Here is a 16,949-nt window from a genome sequence, read left to right as displayed (position 1 = left end):
CCATTTGTTAACGAAGGCAGGCAGGAATCCGAAGTTCGCCTCCCTGTACTTATAACGTCCAAAATGAATTTCGCCCACCTTTGCACTACCATCCTTCAGGTCGCAGAGGAAATTGATTTCTCTGCGCAGCAGTGAGATGGTGATGTCTGGCTGTAGTCTGTTGAGTACCATTGCTAGTCGGCGCTTATATTCCTTCATCTTTTTGCGGTAGAGGTATAAGCGCTTCCAAATGGGGTGCTGCCACAAACTATCGATGTTGATGTCTAGCTGAACCACATGAACCTTATCCGATAAAGGGAAATATGGTCTAGCGCCTTTGCCATCTGTGATAATGATGCTCACATCGTAGCCCAGCTGGTCGGCTAAGTAGTTTGCTTTGGTTGTCAACACCCGTTCCATCCCACCAGAGTGGTCAAGTGATGGGATGCAGTATGCTAGACGTAAGTTTTCCGTTTCCTTCTTTTGACTATATACCACGTCAATAACTCGTTTCATCTGATTCTTCCACGACAGATGTTCTATGGAAGCTCTGATTTCTTTTGGAGAGACAGAAAGGTGGTTGTAGAACTCAATCAGCGTTTCAATATTTATAGCGCTTTCGTCAGCAGGCATTTTCAGTACGTAAGGCTGCTTGTCGAAATCAGAATCTGTCTCAGAATAGACAAACGGAATGCCGCGTGCCGCATATTCACGGTTCTTCAGCGTCTTGATATCATCAATGCCCACACGGTGGCGCCCCAGACTGCCAATACCAAAGTCACACTTGTCGAACACCTCGTCGAGCTCCGCTCCATGCTTCTTGCCATACAGGATGACGTAAGGCTCCAGATGATGGCTCTTTATCAGCTGCGTAATCTCTTCCTCCTCGATAGGTGAGAAGAAATAGCCCACTAAGTGGAAGTAAACTTTTACTTTACTGGGGGCAGAGTAATAGTTTGCTAATCCCTTGATAACTCTGTCGAACCCGTGCCAACGGTGTATCTCCGCCACACCAATCATGTGCAGTTCATTGTCAGGATGCAAGGCAGTCTTCTTCAGCCTCACCGAGTTGAAGTCTATGCCATTTGATATCTTGATGGTCTGTTGTCCGAAGATGAAGTCCTCTTCCGCAAAGGTTACGATGGCATCCAACTTTTTCGCAAAGCGGTGTCTGAACAGCTTGTCTTGAATCAGTTGACGGCGCATCGACTTGTTGAAGTATTCCTGATCATAGGGGTAGGTAGGAATCTCCATGACCACCCTCATGCCAGCCTTCTTCATGCGCTTCACCATGTGGATGGTAAAGGGGTTGGCGTTATGGTTCGAGCGGATATACACGAACTCAATACCCTCGTTGACGGCATAGTCCACGATAGAGCCAAACTCTATGCGTTTCAGAATCTTTCCCTTGATACCGTTTCCATAGTCCACAATCACCTGACTATCCACAATGCGGCACTTATGGTCCGTCTCGTCCATATAGCACAGGTGAGCCTCATGGCCATTGGCCCTGAAGGCATCCAACTGATAGGTAATCTTCTTGCTGATACCGTTGTTGGGGTCAAATCCGTGGAATATGAGGAAGAGTATCTTCATCCTATATCAGCTTTTTCTTTTTGGCAACGACTTTCAATGCGGCCACAGACCATGCTGGTGGTAATGCCCCCATCAACCAAAATCCAAGATTTGCCACGCGGTGTTTTTTGAACCTTAGAATCTCGCAAAGACCGATGGGATGTCTCATGGCATTGCGTATGGTATCGTTTGTGAGATAAGGCGTAATCTTGTCTCTGTTCTTGAGTGCACCACAGATGATGTAGAACATATAGATCATCACCTTAGCACAGCGAGTCTCGTAATAGGGTTTTTCTTTAAGACCCTTCACCTGATTCTTGATATACGAATAAATCCTGATGTACTGTTCTATCTCTGCCAACTTGATTTCTTTTCTTAGTTGGAAGTTCGACAGCGAGCCAGGTCTGAGGACATAGAAATAAGTATCGTCAGGCAATAGTACGGCTCTTTCTATCAGGGGCTGCATGTCGGTCTCGAACAGGATGTCGTCGGCAAAACGTGTCTCATGGAATCTGAGCTGATGTTTCTTCAGAAAATCCATTCTCAGCATCACGTTCCAAATAAAGTTGTAGAGCGTGGCATGCAGGTTCTGATTCGCATAACTGGCTAGTTGGTCTTTCCCCATCAACGTCTTAAAAGGCAACTTCATGTCACCCTGACTGAAGTTCGAAGAACGACCTTCCTCATCTACCGACTCCACAGAACCATAAACAGCCTCAGCTTCATATTTCTCGGCTGCTTCATACATCTTCTCCACAGCATCCTCTGCCAGATAGTCATCGGAGTCAACCAGCAGGAGGTACTTACCCTGAGCCTCATCCAGAATCCTGTTTCTTGCAGCCCAACAGCCCATGTTCTGGGGTTGTGTGATAATGCGTATTCTGCCACCTTTCGGATGTGAAGCTTGAATTTCACGAACGATATCCATCGACTTGTCTGGTCCCAGGTCGTCAACAACCAGTATTTCAGTTTCTCCCTCAAATGTTTGGTTAAGCACGGAAAGCAAACACTTTCTGATGTATTTCTCAACGCCATAGACAGGCATTCCGATGGTGACAAGATAGGGGTAGGTCATTCGTTTCAGATGTATGTTTTGATTTTAGTTTGCTAAATTAAGCAATTTCAATTCAATAACCAAATAATCTTATAAAAAAATGGGCATAATGAGAAAAAAAACGGAAAATGCTTGTACCTTCCATGTGAATGTGTTATATTTGCATATCTTTTAATCAGCTATATATGTATAGTGTTTCAATCATCATACCAGTCTATAATGTTGCGGATTATATAGTGCGTTGTCTTGAGTCTGTTACGGCTCAAGCTACAAAAGATGCACAGATAGAATGCCTTTTAATTGATGATTGTTCCCCAGATGATAGTTTACAGCGTGCTAAAGACTTTGTGCAAGCCTATACAGGCTCTGTCGTTTTTAGGTTCTTGAGTCATGACGTAAACAAGGGGCTGTCGGCTGCAAGAAACACTGGTGTGATGTCAGCAAAAGGTGATTATTTGTTGTTTCTAGATTCCGACGATCATTTGGTGCCCCATAGTTTAGAGTTGATGTTGAAAGCTATGGCCTCGTATCCAAAAGTTGATGTGGTAGATGCCTCTTTCTATCATTGTGAGGATGGAAAATCCTATCCGCCTGTGGATGGTGTGCATTATCTGACAGATAGTAAACAGATACTTGAATCTTTCTACAAGGGTCGCTTGAGTCTTTGCGCCTGGAATAAGCTGTTGCGGCGTGACTTTTTGATTGATCATGCTCTGTTTTTTGCTGAAGGTATCTTGTTTGAGGATATCCAATGGTCAAATCGTTTATTTCATCAGATTTCCTCGATGCTGGTACTGCCTGACGTTACTTATATGTACGAGTATAATCCGTCATCAACAATGAACACAACGCATATCAATGCTACTAAGTCTGTTAGCAGTTTTGTGCGTGTATTAAATGATTTGCAGGATACACCAGAAACAGACGTTTATGTGGAACATAAGATTTTTATTTTTCACTATATACTGAATGCAATGGATATTCAGGGTAAAGGCTATGTGGACGAACAGGCTAGACTGGATTTGAAAGCTACAAAACGTCGTTTGTTCTTTAAGACAATGCGAGATGGCCGACTCGTATTATCGCTGTTCTTCTTGTTGATGTTTCAACCATTCTACAGCTTGCTGAAATGCTCTTTCGTAAGACACCACATCCATGAGGCAGAGCGTGGTACGTCGGTATTAGCAAACTGTTTTCGCTTCCTTCATAAGCAAGGTGGTGGCAGAAAATAGTTAAAAGATATACTTTCATGAAGAAGGTTGTAGTTGTCATCGGTATTTTCCTCTTTGTATTTGTCGCAGTTTGTGTCTATTATTACTACAGATGGCAACATTTATGGGAAGTAGAACCTACTCATGCGTCTTATCCCATCCGTGAAGCAGGCAAAGACACTTTGCGTGTTGTGATGATTGGTGATAGTTGGGCTGCACTTCATTCTGACATGCAAATGGATTCTTTTCTTCAAAAAAGATTGCAGGAGCATCTCTCAAAGCCCGTTGTCGTAAGGTCGCAAGGACATGGTGGAGAAAAGAGCAAGGGTATCTATCAGTTGATGTTTCTGTCGGAAGGCTATGGAACAAAGCCTTTGCTTCAGTCTGGTGCTCATTATTGTATCCTCTCGGCAGGTATTAATGATGCTGCAGCCAATCTAGGTACCAAGCAGTATTGCGCCCATTATCTTAAGATACTGAATTTCCTCTTGGAGCATGGCATCCGACCTGTAGTCTTTGAAATCCCAGATGTGGATATCAAGGGGCTTTATAGTCAGAAGAACAAGAAAGACCTATTGGCAGACTATGTTAAATCTGTTATGACCCATTGTGACAGATATGATTTCAGCAACTATCGCAAAGCTCTTTCTTCTATGCTTGACGAGATGAATCTGAGAGATAAGGTGTTGTATATCCCCTTGAAAGAATGGTATGGTGATAGTGCGGAAATGAATAGAGCCCTGTTTATGCAAGACGGTATTCATTTGAATCGTACTGGCTATGAAATGCTTGATGCAGGTATCGCTACAGCTATTCTACGCGATTTAGGCGAATAGTCTTTTTCTGCCTTTTTCAATAAGCACGTGACTTAGAATGCCAAGCAACGAGGAAAGGATAATCAATAGAAGTGTGAGGCTATCATGCCATTGTGGCGAGATTGTTAATCTGCCATCAATAATCAGGTTGAAGAAGATATTCTGGAATAGGTATATCTCCAGACTTGCTTTGCCTATTTGTGAGATGACGGTATTCATCATCGGAACGTATTTCGATATGAGAATGAAACTATATGTAAATACTGGCAGCAGAAATAATAATGAGAGGTATTTGTAGTTGTAGATTTCGTGATGGTGGGGAAAAAGAAGTATGAAACACGGAATGCCAATAAGCAGCAGAATATAATAGGGTTTCATGGATGCCTTGTTCTTCATCCAGTATGCACATATCATACCAAAGAGAAATGCAGGAAAACGGTAAAGCATGAAGAAATGTGGATCTTTGGCTCCTACCATTTCATTAGCAACAATCCAATATGACAGTCCTAATACAATAATCGCCAACAGGGCTATAGCTATAGCTGTTCCCTTGTCAATCAATGTTTTTAGCAGAGGTGCAATCAGATAGAACGCAACGATAGAGGGGATGTACCATTCCCAGTATGGACCTCCTGTCCAAAAGCCAATGGTGGAATGACGGAACAGGAGGGCGAGGATGCTGTCGTGGAAAACTATCACGCTGGCGAATATACCAATAATATAGTAGGTGGGGAAGATGCGCAGTAAGCGTCTTCTGTAGTATTCTCCGAGGCGTGGATTCTTGTCGAGTGAGAAAAACAGTCCGAAGCCGGATACCAGCATGAAGATGTCAACTCCTGCAAATCCATATTGAGCCACAAATCCCAATGGTGTGATTTGGGTGAAGGTGAAGTGAAGCATCATAATCCACACAATAGCCCATCCCATGAGCTCTGAACGATAGGTGGATATGTCGTTATAGGTAATGCAAAGCTTGTTCATAATCATATAGATGTCAGGGAACGAGATGTCTAAGTAAACGGTTCTTTTGCATGATATGTACTATCACTACAGACAGCAGATAGACAGAGGCAATAGCTACGGGAATAAACAGTACCTCCTCCCGATGGATAGCTTTCCCGATGACGGAGATAAGGGCTGTGTGAATGAGATACACGCCCAGACTCTTTGATGACAGGGACTCCCAAAAGGGGTGGGCGCACTTGTCGCCTTTGAATAGCTTCTTGAATAGGAGAAATATAAAAATGGCGGGAAAGACAGCGTATGGTCCCAGGTATGAGAAAACCTCTGGCGTTTCCTCACTCGCTTGATAGACAAGGATATAGCGTCCCACCATCGATAGCAGGGCTAAGAGTCCTAATGCCATCATCCAGCGCTTGTCTGTCTCAATGGTTGAATGAGCAAGGTAATAGCCGAGGAAGACATATATCACATAGCTTCCAAATGGCAGCGACATGTCAAGATGGATGTTGGAGAGATAAAGGACTGTTGGCAGTAGTGTTTGAAAGAATCCCAGCAGTAAGCATAGGTATAGTATTTGTTTTTCCTTCATAGATCCGCTCATGAGCGAAAGAAAAGGCATGAACAGATAAATCAGGAATAGGGGAATGAAGAACCAATAGTTCGTATAGGGTATCTTACCTATGCTGATGTTTGTGACAACTTCTCTCCAAGTCTCTCCTTCTGTGCCTTTTGTTATAAAGGAAAGGGAATAGAAGAGGGCACTCCATACCAGGAATGGGATGAATGTGCGCGTAAAGCGCTTCTTGAAGAATGTCTTTGTACTGTATTTCTTTCTATAGTCAAGAAGAGTGGCTCCCGAGAGCATGAAGAATACTGGGACAGCAAAAAAACAGGCTACCTCTATGAGTACCCTCAGCCACCACCAGTCGTCTTTGATGAATGAATGTACAAAGCCATTACAATGTAAACATACCACGCTGAAGCATGCCACAACGTTGAGTATGTCGAAATTGAGAATTCTCTGTTTCATATAGGCACAGATGAAATTTTTAGGTGTAAACTATGCAAAATTAAGTATTTAGAATGATATTTCAAAATAATTTTGCTACATTTGCAAAAAATATGAGATAATGGCTTGGTACAAACAATATTTAAGCATTTATGGTAAACCGTTCTCTGAGGTTCCGCAGGATGTTGTTGAGGGTATCCGTCAGCGAATACGTTCTTTACAGAGCGAAGAGCCTTTGGTGAGTGTTGTTGTCATTGCTCATAACGAGGAGCGACGCATGCCTGCATGTTTATGGTCGTTAAGCGAACTTCAGTCGAAGTATCCTCTGGAGATTATTGGTGTGAATAATAACTCTAAAGATGGTACGGAGGAAATCTATAAGACATTGGGTATCCCGTATTTTAATGAGGAAAAGCAGAGCCCAGGCTTTGCGCGTAAGTGCGGACTGGACAATTCTCGAGGAAAGTACCATTTCTTTATTGATGCCGACACGCTCTATCCCTCTTGCTATGTTGACAAGATGATGGAAGTGCTTACCAAGCCCGATGTCTCTTGTGTGGGCACTTTCTGGAGCTTCTATCCTGACGAGAAGCATTCTGCATGGAGCTTGTTCTGGTTTGAGTTCATGCGCGATACCTTCTTGTGGATACAGCATTTCAAGCGCCCAGAGCTCTGTATCCGCGGTATGACCTTTGCTTTCCGTGCCGACTATGCGCGCCAAGTGCAGATACGCACAGACATTCGTCGTGGCGAGGATGGCTCGTTGGCTTTGTCACTGAAGCCATTCGGTAGGATTGCTTTCCTTTATAATCGCAAAGTGCGTCCCATGACGGGATACGGTACACTTGGCAAACAGTCAGTCTTTAAGAGCTTTGTAGAGCATGCTCTCTATCAGTTGAAGGGCATTACCCGCATCTTACACAAGACTGATCACTACGAAGATTCCGAAGATAATTTGGTAAAGTAACGCCAAACGAACTGTTTGGGGCCTCCAAACGATGTGTTTGAAGCCTCCAAACTTTCCGTTTGAAGCCTCCAAACCTATGGTTTGCTGATACTATAGTTGCTCTTTTCTTTTTGCCGACCTAGGTCGGCAGATGAAAAAGTAACGCTTTTGGAAGAGAAAAGTATAGCTTTTCACTTGTTATAGTAACGCTTTTCAATGAGAAAAGCATCCTTATTCCAATGGCGTATCAAACTGATAGCACCAGTTTCCCTTAGCATCGCGCAAGTTTCCACGAGGGCCATGCTGATTGCCACTCTTCATATAGTCGCCATTCACGGCATAGCGGACGCGACAATTGAGGGGCGATTCCGAACAAAGAATCTTGATGGTGTTACCTTCAAGAATGATGTTTTGGGCAATATCCTGATTCTTCTGATTGATAACGCTGAAACCATAAAGGTTAACCTTGCGAACCTGTGTGGTGTCGAGTGTCAAGGGAGGCGTGGGAACGTTGAGCTCTATCGTGACATTGTTATCCTCAAAAGAGGTCTTTACTGGGATGAGGCCACGGAAGCGCTCGCTACCTTTCATGATGCCTAGTGCCGTTTGCGCAGCAAGCATGCCCATGCTTTGCTGACCCTTGGCATCGATATGTATTTTCTCGTTGACACAACTGTAGGGATAGGTTGGTCCGCTTGCCCAGAAACGAGGATTGTTTTGCAAGAGGTTGACAAAGGTTTGTGGCACCTCAGTCTCCCTGCATTCGTATGCTTCGGGCTTGAAGTCAACGGCTCTGCCAAGTGAATTAGCTTGGTAACAGATGAAAGGGATGCTGTCCTTCTGGTGAGTAATCGGGAGAATATCGTCATTCATATCCTTCCATATCTGCGTCAGCATGTTGTGATAGTTGGTGCTGGGATAGTCAACAATATCCGATTCGCCTTGCATCCAACAGATGGCAGGAATCATGAAGTTCCAGCCTCGATCTTGCGCCGTCTCATATGCCGTTTGGACATTCTCGATGAATCGCTGATATGGTAGAGTGCCTTTGCTTAGATTGGCAATGGCTGTAGCGCCCTGTCCGCCAGGGAAAATACAGACCAGGGTGTCTTCGCCAAAGTGGTCGACAAGTACTTCTGCCATTTTATAGACAGACAACTCGTAAGCGCGCTTTTGGTAACCAACCACTTTCTTGAACCACCGCTTCTTAAGGTCATTTTCGAAATAACCGAAACTGTGATCTAAGTTCTCTGTCACAATGTGTCCATTGGCATAGGCAGCCAAAGAATCGAAATCCGTCATACGTTCTGCCTCTTCGCCTAATGCCAGACTCTGTCCATAGACGGGAATGCAAACCACCGTCTTATGCTCGAAGTTCTCTTGGCAGGCGGTAAAAAGAAGACTTGCAAAAAGCAGGATATACGCAGTCTGTTGTTTCATGTATAAAGATGACATCTTGTTCAGTTTGCAAAGTTACAAAACTTTTTAGAATAAGATTATTGATAAAATAAAAATGTGTATGTTATTCCAACGCTTAAAGGTGTTGTCGCACCATTTTTAAGCAAAGAAAGCGTTTTTATAAAAAAAATAGTAACTAATTACATGAAAAGATGTATATTTGCAGAAGAAAAATGTTTCTAAAAGGTATGACGTAACATTGTATATGTGTTTGTAGTTATTCGGAAATGAAATAGTGGCGATGAAGGTATTTATGGTTCATGAGGATCCTTGGAATGCAGGGAATCCGTATATATACACTCTGATAGAAGGGATTCAAAAATCTCATCCGGATTGTAGTATGGGCTGGGGAAGAGAAAGATTTTGGAGTGAAGAGATTTTTTCGTATGATATTGTACATTTCCATTGGCCTCAAACATTTATGGGTAGAGATTCTCATACAGAAGACGATCTTCTTTTACATATAGAGAGAATGAAATCTTCTGGTGTTAGGATTGTGGCCACATGTCATGATTTAGAACCACACTATGACCAGTTTGCTGACAAGGTGGAGTCGATGAGGATTGTATATTCTCACTGTGATGCAATTTTTCATCTTGGCAACTATAGTAAAAAACTATTTGAGATAAAGTATCCTAATGCAGTTCATTATCTATTGCCTCATCACCTATATGATACTGTTTATACTAAGTTTCCGTCGAGAGAAGAATCTCTTAAAAAATTAGGATTGGCAGAAAATCATACGTATATACTGTGTTTTGGTGCATTCCGTGCGCAACAAGAGAGAAACTTAATTCTTTCTCTAAGTAAACAACTAGCAGATAAGAAAATAGTTATTCTCGCCCCAAGTTTTATGAATGTTTGGTGGCATTCTTTCCGATTGTTTCATAAGCGTCTCGTGAAGTGGTACTACCGATGCCGCTATCATATTTATTGTACTGGTAGTACTTGGCGTGCTGTTAGTGATGAGTTCCTTCCATATTATTATGGCGCCGCTGATATCGTTTTTATTCCGAGACTTAAAATTCTAAATTCAGGAAATGCTTTAATGCCAATGCTTTTTGGTAAAGTGGTTGTTGGGCCAGACTGTGGGAATGTAGGCCCTTTGTTGCGCCAGTGGAACTATCCGGTGTTCTCTGTCGATGATGTAGAGAATGTTGGCTCTATTGTAAGAAGTGCATTACAAATGGGGAAAAATGGAGCTGGTGCTCAAAATAGACCTCTTCAATTGGACGCTTATTCTACAGCAGTAATCGCTGATAAATTGTTTACTACTTATATGAATGTTGCTGCATTATAATGGAATTAGTTAGGCTTTCGTTTTCCTGTATCTCATATATATATAATTGGGTAGATAGAGTATCAGGAACTTACCTATTTTACTGAATCCGCAATAACTATAATACTTATTAAGTATTTGCTTATTACGTCTGATGAATTTTATTATATTTGTTATTCGCTTGTCGAAAAAGTAATCAGGGAATAAGGCTACTTTTCCCAGGAGTTCATTATAATACATCATAATGTGGACAATGCTCCATTCTTTTACAATTTTCGTTTCATTTTGCACTTCTTTTAAGGTAACTTGTACTCTACTATTTCTATTGTCAATGTATTGGCTGATATTGTCTCTGAAAAATGCGTGTGCAAGCGAATTTTTTCGGTGAGTGTATTCATAAAGAGGTTCGTCAACAATAACAGTGGTTTCCGCTTTTGTAAAAGATCTGATGTTAAAAATAAAGTCCTCGTCTGTGCGGAGTCCTGGATCATTCTCAATATGGTAATCTCTGAGCATCTGTTTTTTATATAATTTCGTCCAACACTGAGAATATATTTTGTCTTTCGAGAAGAAGTGGATGAGGCCTTCTTCGTGGTTTAGCACATATAGCTGATTTGTGTAGTTAAGATGTGATACTACTCCCTGTTCATCTATCTGCTTGTAGTTGCAACAAACAATGTCGGCATTGTGCTTATAGCCAGCTGTCACCATCTTCGAGAGCATCAGTGGCTCCATCTTGTCATCGCTGTCTGTCAAGGCAATATAGTTACCTTGCGCCAGACAGAGGCCTTCGTTCTTGGCTGTAGCAGGTCCCGAGTTATTAATATGAACAGTACGGATGTTTTCATATCTTTGGGCGTAGTCATCACAAATACGGGGTGATGCGTCCGTAGATCCATCGTCAACTAGGATAATCTCTATAGAGACATCCGTCTGCTGAAGAACGCTTTCAACGCAGGCAGCTAAATACTTTTCTGTATTATAAACTGGTATGATAACGCTAACATCCATGTTTTTTTATTTTTTTTGAGTGAGTCGCAACAAGAGATTTGAAAACCATTTCACAAGTCTGCGGACACCAACAGTCTGAGTCAGTAATATGGATTGTTCCAACAGTTCGTCGTCAACTGGTGTCAGACGTTGATAGTCTATAAGTATACGTGGAGGAAACAACTCTTGCAGAATCTTCTCTCTCTCTATAGCAAGCAGTCCGTTGGAGTTGGTGCTAATGCCACTAATGTCGTAATCGGCAACAATGACTTCGCTGTTACTAAAGCTGCAATTGTCGAAGACGAGTGTTTCGATACAGAACTTCCAGTCGGAGAGAATCTTGTAGTGTTCGTCGTAGGGATGTTTCTCCATTATCTCCCTTTTGATGAACATAGCTTGATGGGGGAGACTGCCTCTCATTAAATCAACCAAAGAAATAGTTGGCTTATGATGTCCGCTAGGAATAGTCGAGTCACCTTTAAACACCTTGCCACAGATAATGTCCTCTTGGCTTCCTTTAAAAGCATTCAAAACGTCGGTAGTATGGAAGCAATCTCCAGAATTCATGAACACAAGATAATCACCTTTAGCCTGAGCAATGCCTTTATTCATGGCGTTATAAACTCCTTTATCTTTCTCTGAAACCCAATATGTGACGTGTTTCTCGTGCTCTCTTATGATATCTACGCTTCTATCTGTAGATCCTCCATCAATGATGATATACTCAAAGTCTTTGAAGGTTTGACTTATCACACTTCTAATAGTCCGTTCTAGTCCTCCTTCATTATTGTAGTTGATTGTAATAATTGAGTATCTCATAGGGTGTTGTTTTCTGCAAAGATAGATATTTTTTTGTGAAAATAGGAGTGTTCTAAGTTTTTTTTGTAAGTCATCATGGGATTTTGTTTGTTTTTTCCTTTGATATGAACAGAATTGTTGGCCTATTCTTCCCGTTTGATAAGTCAAGAGTAGAACCCTTATAATCTAATAGTTTAGCTTTTGTTCTGGGGGCAGCCCCTAGAATGCTGACTTCTAGCCCCTAGAACGGTGCTATCTAGCCCCTAGACCAGTGCCATCTAGCCCCTGGGACGCGCGTTTCTAGGGGCTAGATAAGGTGCAAAACTAACTGAATTGCGTCACAATAGTGCCACTTTTATACTGTAATATAGCTACTTTTACTATGTAGAACCAACGCTTTTCAAAAGTAGAACCTCCACTTTACGCTAAGTATTCCAAAAGATCCTAAGGCGATTTTTACTAAATGATTTTCGATATTAAAATCACTAGTATCTCGTTTAAACGGGCCCCTAGTGTAGTTGATAGTAAGAATTGAGTATCTTACAGAGTGTTATTTTCTTCAAAGATTGATATTTTTTTTGTTAAAATAGGAGTGTTCTGTGTTTTTTTTGTACTTTTGCATAAAAAGCATGGGAAAGAAGGTTCATGAAAACTATATAACAATTGCAAAAGCAATAGGAATCATTCTAATGGTGATAGGACATTCCGGTTGTCCAGTTTTGCTATATAAGTTTATCTATCTGTTTCATATGCCATTATTCTTTTTATGTTCAGGATTATTATTTAAGGATATATTAAATGAAAAAGAAGCTTTTTTGTATTTGAAAAAGAAAATTGTGGGCTTGTATATTCCCTTCGTTAAATGGTCCTTAATATTTCTTGTGCTTCACAATATTTTTCTGATGATTGGTATTTATAACCCAGTCTATGGTTATGAAGGAGGTTCTTCATTTTATAGTATCAGCGAAATGCTGAAGCGACTAGTGCTAATAGTGATATCAATGCGTGGCTACGAGGAGTTATTGGGTGGCTTTTGGTTTATTCGTTCACTTTTTGTTTCAACAGTGCTAATTACATTCGTATCTTTATTATTGGATAATCGATTAAGATATAAAAACGAGTCTATGTGTTTGTTGTTTCTTCTTATAACAATTATAATGAGAAGATTTGCATCAGATATAGAGATTGGACGTGAATTATCAATGGGAACTATGGGAGCCACTTTCTTTATGATGGGAAGATGTATAATCCCCTATGTTCATTTTTTGAAGACGAAGTGTGTAGCAATCATATCTGGATTGGTTCTATTGTTTTCAATGATTTATTTCAAAGAAGTAGTTAAAATGGAATGTGGTTTTAATAAAGTGATTCCTTATTCAATTGCTGCCATTTCTGGTTCACTGCTAACCTTATACGTTTCAAGCGTACTAAATAATAAAAAACATGCAGTTAGGAGTGCTCTATATTATGTAGGAAACCATACATTAACTATTCTGGCGCTTCACTTTATTTGTTTTAGGATGGTTAGTTTTATGATAGTTATGATATCTAATATTGATTCAGCTTACGTTGCACAGCATCCAGTGATACACGGTATATCATTGTCGGGAAACTCTTATTGGTGGCTGTTATATAGTGCAATAGGTATTTGCGTTCCTTTGCTACTAAACAATATCTTAAGGCGAATTGTTACTAAATGATTTTCGATAATAAAGTATATTTGAAAACATTGAGTGATAATAATGTTTTTTCTATTATACTTTGTTTTTTATGTCTAGAAATGTCATAGACTCTCTTAGCTTGGGTCCAAGAATAACGTTTAAATAGATATTTCTTTCTACTGTCTGTTGCCATTGGGCCATACTGCTTGCCGGTAGAACCAGAAATCCCTGTTATGAGTGGCTCTTCGCTGTAAGGCACAAAATGTATTACTGATGCTAAGACTGTAGCGGCAAGAATGTGCTCAAAGAAAACGTTCTCGAAATCATTGATACGCTCTTTATTGTTAAGAAACTCACGAAAGAAGGAAACTGTAGCGCAGAAGATGCGGCTATCGGCAAATGTTAAGTCAGAATGGAACAGACATGTCACAAAGTCATGTTTGCACGAGAGTGACCTGATAATTTGGTTTATGTTGTTGACAATGAGACGACCTGTAATTTTGATGATAACACAGTCGGCCTGGATAAAAGTAGAATGCAAAAGGGCATATTCAATGATTTCTGCTTCTCCATATCCCTTTCCTCGTTGCTTGTTCTGATTGCCAGAGAACGTGAGTATCTCTAATCTGTCTTTTGTGTGCTCAATGTAGGGCTGAATATCGGTGTCGGAATTCTCGCAGAAGACAATAGGGCAGGACGTATTACTCAAGTAGAATTGAATGGCATCGATATACTGCTTTTGCCGCTCTTCAATATTATTAAGAGAGGTGAAAGCCATCCCGTTGGGGTTGATGCATCCAGTGAGTAATATAATGGTCTTCATTATTTGTCGTTGAGGCCCATAAATCCATTGTCTATCTGGTTCATAGCTGAACCAAATCCTTGTTGGTAGCCCATGGTCTCAAGAACACAACAGTTGGGCGCCTTTAGCTGATACTCCACCATGGGATGGTGAAGGAAAAGGTCAACATAGATGGCACCTCGTGTGAGAATCTCAGGCAATAGGATGGTGCGCTCGATAGTAAAGTCGCCAGCAGACTGGTGCTGGATGTCACCAATGTAATGGCCTTTAGCATAAGTGGCATAGGGCATGCCATCCTTGTTGCGTAGAATGAGCATGACGTCGTAGTTCATATCCTCTTGAGAGTGTCCTTCAATCTTTATGGTCAGTTCGCGCTGACGGCTCTGAATGGTAGATTCCGAGAGGTCAGTGCCATTGATTTCGATGTTGTTGATTTTCAGTGTGCTCTTGGTGAACGTCACATTGTCGATAATCTTTTCTTTCTGCGCACTATTGTCAATCTTTAGATAATGATCAAGGGTGTCTGGGATGTTACCAATAAAATCGACCATGCCATTCTTAAGCATCACACCACGTGTGCAGAGACTGCGAACGGCAGCCATGTTATGACTGACAAACAGAACCGTGCGCCCTTCGCCCTTGCTGACATCCTGCATCTTGCCAATGGCTTTCTTTTGAAACTCTGCATCGCCCACAGCTAAGACTTCATCTACAACCAATATCTCTGGTTCCAAATGAGCTGCAATAGCAAAGCCGAGGCGAACCATCATGCCGGAAGAATAGCGCTTGACAGGGGTATCTACGTATTTCGCTACTCCTGCAAAATCAACAATCTCGTCAAATTTACTTTTAATTTCAGCTTTGGTCATGCCCATGATAGAACCATTCATGAAGATGTTCTCACGACCTGTCATCTCTGGGTGAAAGCCTGTTCCAACTTCAAGCAGTGAGGCTATACGCCCTTTTATCTTGATATTGCCTGTGGTGGGAGAGGTGACACGAGAGAGAATCTTGAGTAGAGTTGATTTTCCAGCTCCATTTTTACCAACGATGCCGACGACATCGCCCTGTTCAACCTTGAAGTTGATGTCGCGTAGTGCCCAAACGAAGCGACTGTCCCCCTTTTGGGTACGATCGTTGGTCTCTCCAATCTTCAGATAGGGATCTTCCTTTCCGCGGATGTTGGCCCACCATCTGTTAAGGTCCTGGCTCAAAGTTCCTGTACCAATAGAGCCAAGTATGTATTGTTTGCCTACATGATTGAATTCGATGACTGTATTGCTCATAAGCTAATTTTATTAGATGACATCCATAAAGTTGCGCTGTACACGGTTGAAAATAACAATACCGAGCAGGAGAATGACAGCAGTAAATATAAAGCTATAGCTTAGATATAGCCAATTGAACTCTCCAACACCTGTAAAGGCATATTTGAAGGTCTCAAGGATGGCTGTTAATGGATTGGCTACTAATACCCATACATATTTAGGATATGTCTCTTTCATCACTGAAAGCGGATAGATGACAGGAGTCGCGTACATCCATAACTGGACACCAAAAGTAATGAGAAAGCGTAAGTCACGATACTTGGTCGTCATGGATGATATAATCATACCAAAACCTAACCCCAAAGCTCCTAACATAATAATCAGAACGGGGACAAGTAGTAGTGAAGCATTGACTTGGAAGTCGATACCAGATGCAAAGTAATAGATGTAAACAACCAAGAATAGTGCAAACTGGATTCCCATTTTAATGAGATTGGAAATGACAATGGAGAGGGGTACCACCAGTCTTGGGAAATAGACTTTGCCAAATATGGCTTGGTTGGCATTGAATGTATCAGAGCATTTACTGAGACAGTCTTGGAAATAGTTCCAGCATACGAGGCCGGCCAGATAGAACACAGCCTGTGGAATGCCATCTGTGGAAATGCCTGCAATGCCACCAAAAACAAACATAAACATGATGGTGGTGAAGAGGGGCTGGATGATAAACCACAGTGGTCCAAGGATGGTTTGCTTGTAGAATGTCACAATGTCGCGTTTGACATACATTGTCAAGAGGTCGCGATAACGCCATATTTCACCAAAGTCAATACTCAATAGGTTACTTTTGTTCGTTATTATAATATCCCAGTCTTTAGTCATATTTAATGATATTATGAAGGTAAGATAGATTTGTTGGCTCTTATGCTACAGCCCACTCCTTGACGGTACGAGTTCCTTTCCAGATTCATAATCTTTATCAAGAAATCGAACTTTGAATAGTTGGCTAAGTTCCATACAAGTCCTGTTTTGTCTATGTATATATATCCCACGAATTATTTCCGAGAATGTCTGAATGCCAATAGGAAATTTTCTTTCAAGCATACGTTTTATTATCTTTTATGTGCAAAAATACGAAAGA

At 41.3% G+C, this 16,949-nt stretch carries 14 protein-coding genes and 1 pseudogene; 5 read left to right on the top strand and 10 right to left on the bottom strand.

From position 1 onward, the window contains the following. Positions 1 to 465: 465 nt before the first annotated feature. Positions 466 to 1,575 (bottom strand): annotated as a pseudogene (locus T433_RS16885) (glycosyltransferase family protein); the annotation flags it as partial. 1 nt (position 1,576) lies between these two features. Next, complete coding sequence (locus T433_RS16055) at positions 1,577 to 2,629, bottom strand: glycosyltransferase (RefSeq protein WP_052357140.1); 1,053 nt, start codon at positions 2,627 to 2,629, stop codon at positions 1,577 to 1,579. Between the two features lie 164 nt (positions 2,630 to 2,793). Here T433_RS16055 and T433_RS16050 point away from each other — a divergent pair, with 164 nt between their 5' ends. Further along, positions 2,794 to 3,840, top strand: coding sequence for a glycosyltransferase family 2 protein (locus T433_RS16050; RefSeq protein WP_052357139.1), 1,047 nt, complete (start codon positions 2,794 to 2,796; stop codon positions 3,838 to 3,840). 17 nt (positions 3,841 to 3,857) lie between these two features. Then, positions 3,858 to 4,655: an SGNH/GDSL hydrolase family protein gene (locus T433_RS0112870; protein ID WP_081778499.1), complete on the top strand. Its 798-nt coding sequence runs from the start codon at positions 3,858 to 3,860 to the stop codon at positions 4,653 to 4,655. Here the strand turns inward: T433_RS0112870 and T433_RS0112865 are convergent. Then, a complete protein-coding gene (locus tag T433_RS0112865) occupies positions 4,644 to 5,615 on the bottom strand; it encodes an acyltransferase family protein (protein ID WP_162164206.1) in 972 nt (323 codons plus the stop codon). The two genes, T433_RS0112870 and T433_RS0112865, sit on opposite strands and share 12 nt — an antisense overlap. 13 nt (positions 5,616 to 5,628) lie before the next feature. Beyond that, entirely contained in the window at positions 5,629 to 6,627 is a 999-nt protein-coding gene (locus T433_RS0112860; protein ID WP_027456081.1) for an acyltransferase, read from the bottom strand. A gap of 100 nt (positions 6,628 to 6,727) precedes the next feature. Between T433_RS0112860 and T433_RS0112855 the strand changes: the two genes are divergently transcribed. Continuing rightward, complete coding sequence (locus T433_RS0112855; RefSeq protein WP_027456080.1) at positions 6,728 to 7,573, top strand: glycosyltransferase family 2 protein; 846 nt, start codon at positions 6,728 to 6,730, stop codon at positions 7,571 to 7,573. Between the two features lie 210 nt (positions 7,574 to 7,783). Here T433_RS0112855 and T433_RS0112850 read toward each other — a convergent pair whose 3' ends face one another. Beyond that, positions 7,784 to 9,007 carry a sialate O-acetylesterase gene (locus tag T433_RS0112850; RefSeq protein WP_081778498.1) on the bottom strand — a complete coding sequence of 408 codons (1,224 nt, stop codon included), beginning with the start codon at positions 9,005 to 9,007 and terminating at the stop codon, positions 7,784 to 7,786. 244 nt (positions 9,008 to 9,251) lie between these two features. On the opposite strand from T433_RS0112850, the gene T433_RS0112845 reads away from it, so the two are divergent. Next, entirely contained in the window at positions 9,252 to 10,310 is a 1,059-nt protein-coding gene (locus tag T433_RS0112845; protein ID WP_027456078.1) for a glycosyltransferase family protein, read from the top strand. Between the two features lie 9 nt (positions 10,311 to 10,319). Here the strand turns inward: T433_RS0112845 and T433_RS16045 are convergent, their stop codons facing one another. Both T433_RS16045 and T433_RS0112835 read right to left on the bottom strand, forming a co-directional pair. After that, positions 10,320 to 11,300, bottom strand: a complete 981-nt coding sequence (locus T433_RS16045; RefSeq protein ID WP_052357138.1) for a glycosyltransferase family 2 protein — start codon at positions 11,298 to 11,300, stop codon at positions 10,320 to 10,322. Between the two features lie 6 nt (positions 11,301 to 11,306). Further along, the gene (locus T433_RS0112835; protein ID WP_027456077.1) at positions 11,307 to 12,098 is read right to left on the bottom strand and encodes a glycosyltransferase family 2 protein; all 792 of its coding nucleotides are present in this window, start codon (positions 12,096 to 12,098) and stop codon (positions 11,307 to 11,309) included. 608 nt (positions 12,099 to 12,706) lie between these two features. On the opposite strand from T433_RS0112835, the gene T433_RS16040 reads away from it, so the two are divergent. After that, on the top strand, positions 12,707 to 13,777 hold the full coding sequence (locus tag T433_RS16040; RefSeq protein WP_052357133.1) for an acyltransferase family protein: 1,071 nt from the start codon (positions 12,707 to 12,709) through the stop codon (positions 13,775 to 13,777). On the opposite strand, the gene T433_RS15510 is transcribed toward T433_RS16040, so the two are convergent. The 3 genes from T433_RS15510 to T433_RS0112815 are packed head-to-tail and all read right to left on the bottom strand — an operon-like array spanning position 13,770 to position 16,690. Beyond that, positions 13,770 to 14,561 carry a hypothetical protein gene (locus T433_RS15510; protein ID WP_052357132.1) on the bottom strand — a complete coding sequence of 264 codons (792 nt, stop codon included), beginning with the start codon at positions 14,559 to 14,561 and terminating at the stop codon, positions 13,770 to 13,772. The genes T433_RS16040 and T433_RS15510 overlap by 8 nt on opposite strands. Continuing rightward, complete coding sequence (locus tag T433_RS0112820) at positions 14,561 to 15,826, bottom strand: ABC transporter ATP-binding protein (RefSeq protein ID WP_027456076.1); 1,266 nt, start codon at positions 15,824 to 15,826, stop codon at positions 14,561 to 14,563. The genes T433_RS15510 and T433_RS0112820 overlap by 1 nt, the downstream gene beginning before the upstream one ends. A 12-nt stretch (positions 15,827 to 15,838) precedes the next feature. Then, the gene (locus T433_RS0112815; RefSeq protein ID WP_044110006.1) at positions 15,839 to 16,690 is read right to left on the bottom strand and encodes an ABC transporter permease; all 852 of its coding nucleotides are present in this window, start codon (positions 16,688 to 16,690) and stop codon (positions 15,839 to 15,841) included. Positions 16,691 to 16,949: the final 259 nt, after the last annotated feature.

It is taken from the genome of Xylanibacter brevis ATCC 19188 (assembly GCF_000621725.1).
GTDB classification, from domain to species: domain Bacteria; phylum Bacteroidota; class Bacteroidia; order Bacteroidales; family Bacteroidaceae; genus Prevotella; species Prevotella brevis.
The sequence above is the reverse complement of the archived record's forward strand: the minus strand, read 5'-3'. Positions and strand labels throughout refer to the sequence as shown.

What these genes read in the sequence shown, in the direction of transcription:
- T433_RS16055 (WP_052357140.1), bottom strand. Translation starts at nt 2,629, where the DNA reads ATGACCTACCCCTATCTTGTCACCATCGGAATGCCTGTCTATGGCGTT.
- T433_RS16050 (WP_052357139.1), top strand. Translation starts at nt 2,794, where the DNA reads ATGTATAGTGTTTCAATCATCATACCAGTCTATAATGTTGCGGATTAT.
- T433_RS0112870 (WP_081778499.1), top strand. Translation starts at nt 3,858, where the DNA reads ATGAAGAAGGTTGTAGTTGTCATCGGTATTTTCCTCTTTGTATTTGTC.
- T433_RS0112865 (WP_162164206.1), bottom strand. Translation starts at nt 5,615, where the DNA reads ATGAACAAGCTTTGCATTACCTATAACGACATATCCACCTATCGTTCA.
- T433_RS0112860 (WP_027456081.1), bottom strand. Translation starts at nt 6,627, where the DNA reads ATGAAACAGAGAATTCTCAATTTCGACATACTCAACGTTGTGGCATGC.
- T433_RS0112855 (WP_027456080.1), top strand. Translation starts at nt 6,728, where the DNA reads ATGGCTTGGTACAAACAATATTTAAGCATTTATGGTAAACCGTTCTCT.
- T433_RS0112850 (WP_081778498.1), bottom strand. Translation starts at nt 9,007, where the DNA reads ATGTCATCTTTATACATGAAACAACAGACTGCGTATATCCTGCTTTTT.
- T433_RS0112845 (WP_027456078.1), top strand. Translation starts at nt 9,252, where the DNA reads ATGAAGGTATTTATGGTTCATGAGGATCCTTGGAATGCAGGGAATCCG.
- T433_RS16045 (WP_052357138.1), bottom strand. Translation starts at nt 11,300, where the DNA reads ATGGATGTTAGCGTTATCATACCAGTTTATAATACAGAAAAGTATTTA.
- T433_RS0112835 (WP_027456077.1), bottom strand. Translation starts at nt 12,098, where the DNA reads ATGAGATACTCAATTATTACAATCAACTACAATAATGAAGGAGGACTA.
- T433_RS16040 (WP_052357133.1), top strand. Translation starts at nt 12,707, where the DNA reads ATGGGAAAGAAGGTTCATGAAAACTATATAACAATTGCAAAAGCAATA.
- T433_RS15510 (WP_052357132.1), bottom strand. Translation starts at nt 14,561, where the DNA reads ATGAAGACCATTATATTACTCACTGGATGCATCAACCCCAACGGGATG.
- T433_RS0112820 (WP_027456076.1), bottom strand. Translation starts at nt 15,826, where the DNA reads ATGAGCAATACAGTCATCGAATTCAATCATGTAGGCAAACAATACATA.
- T433_RS0112815 (WP_044110006.1), bottom strand. Translation starts at nt 16,690, where the DNA reads ATGACTAAAGACTGGGATATTATAATAACGAACAAAAGTAACCTATTG.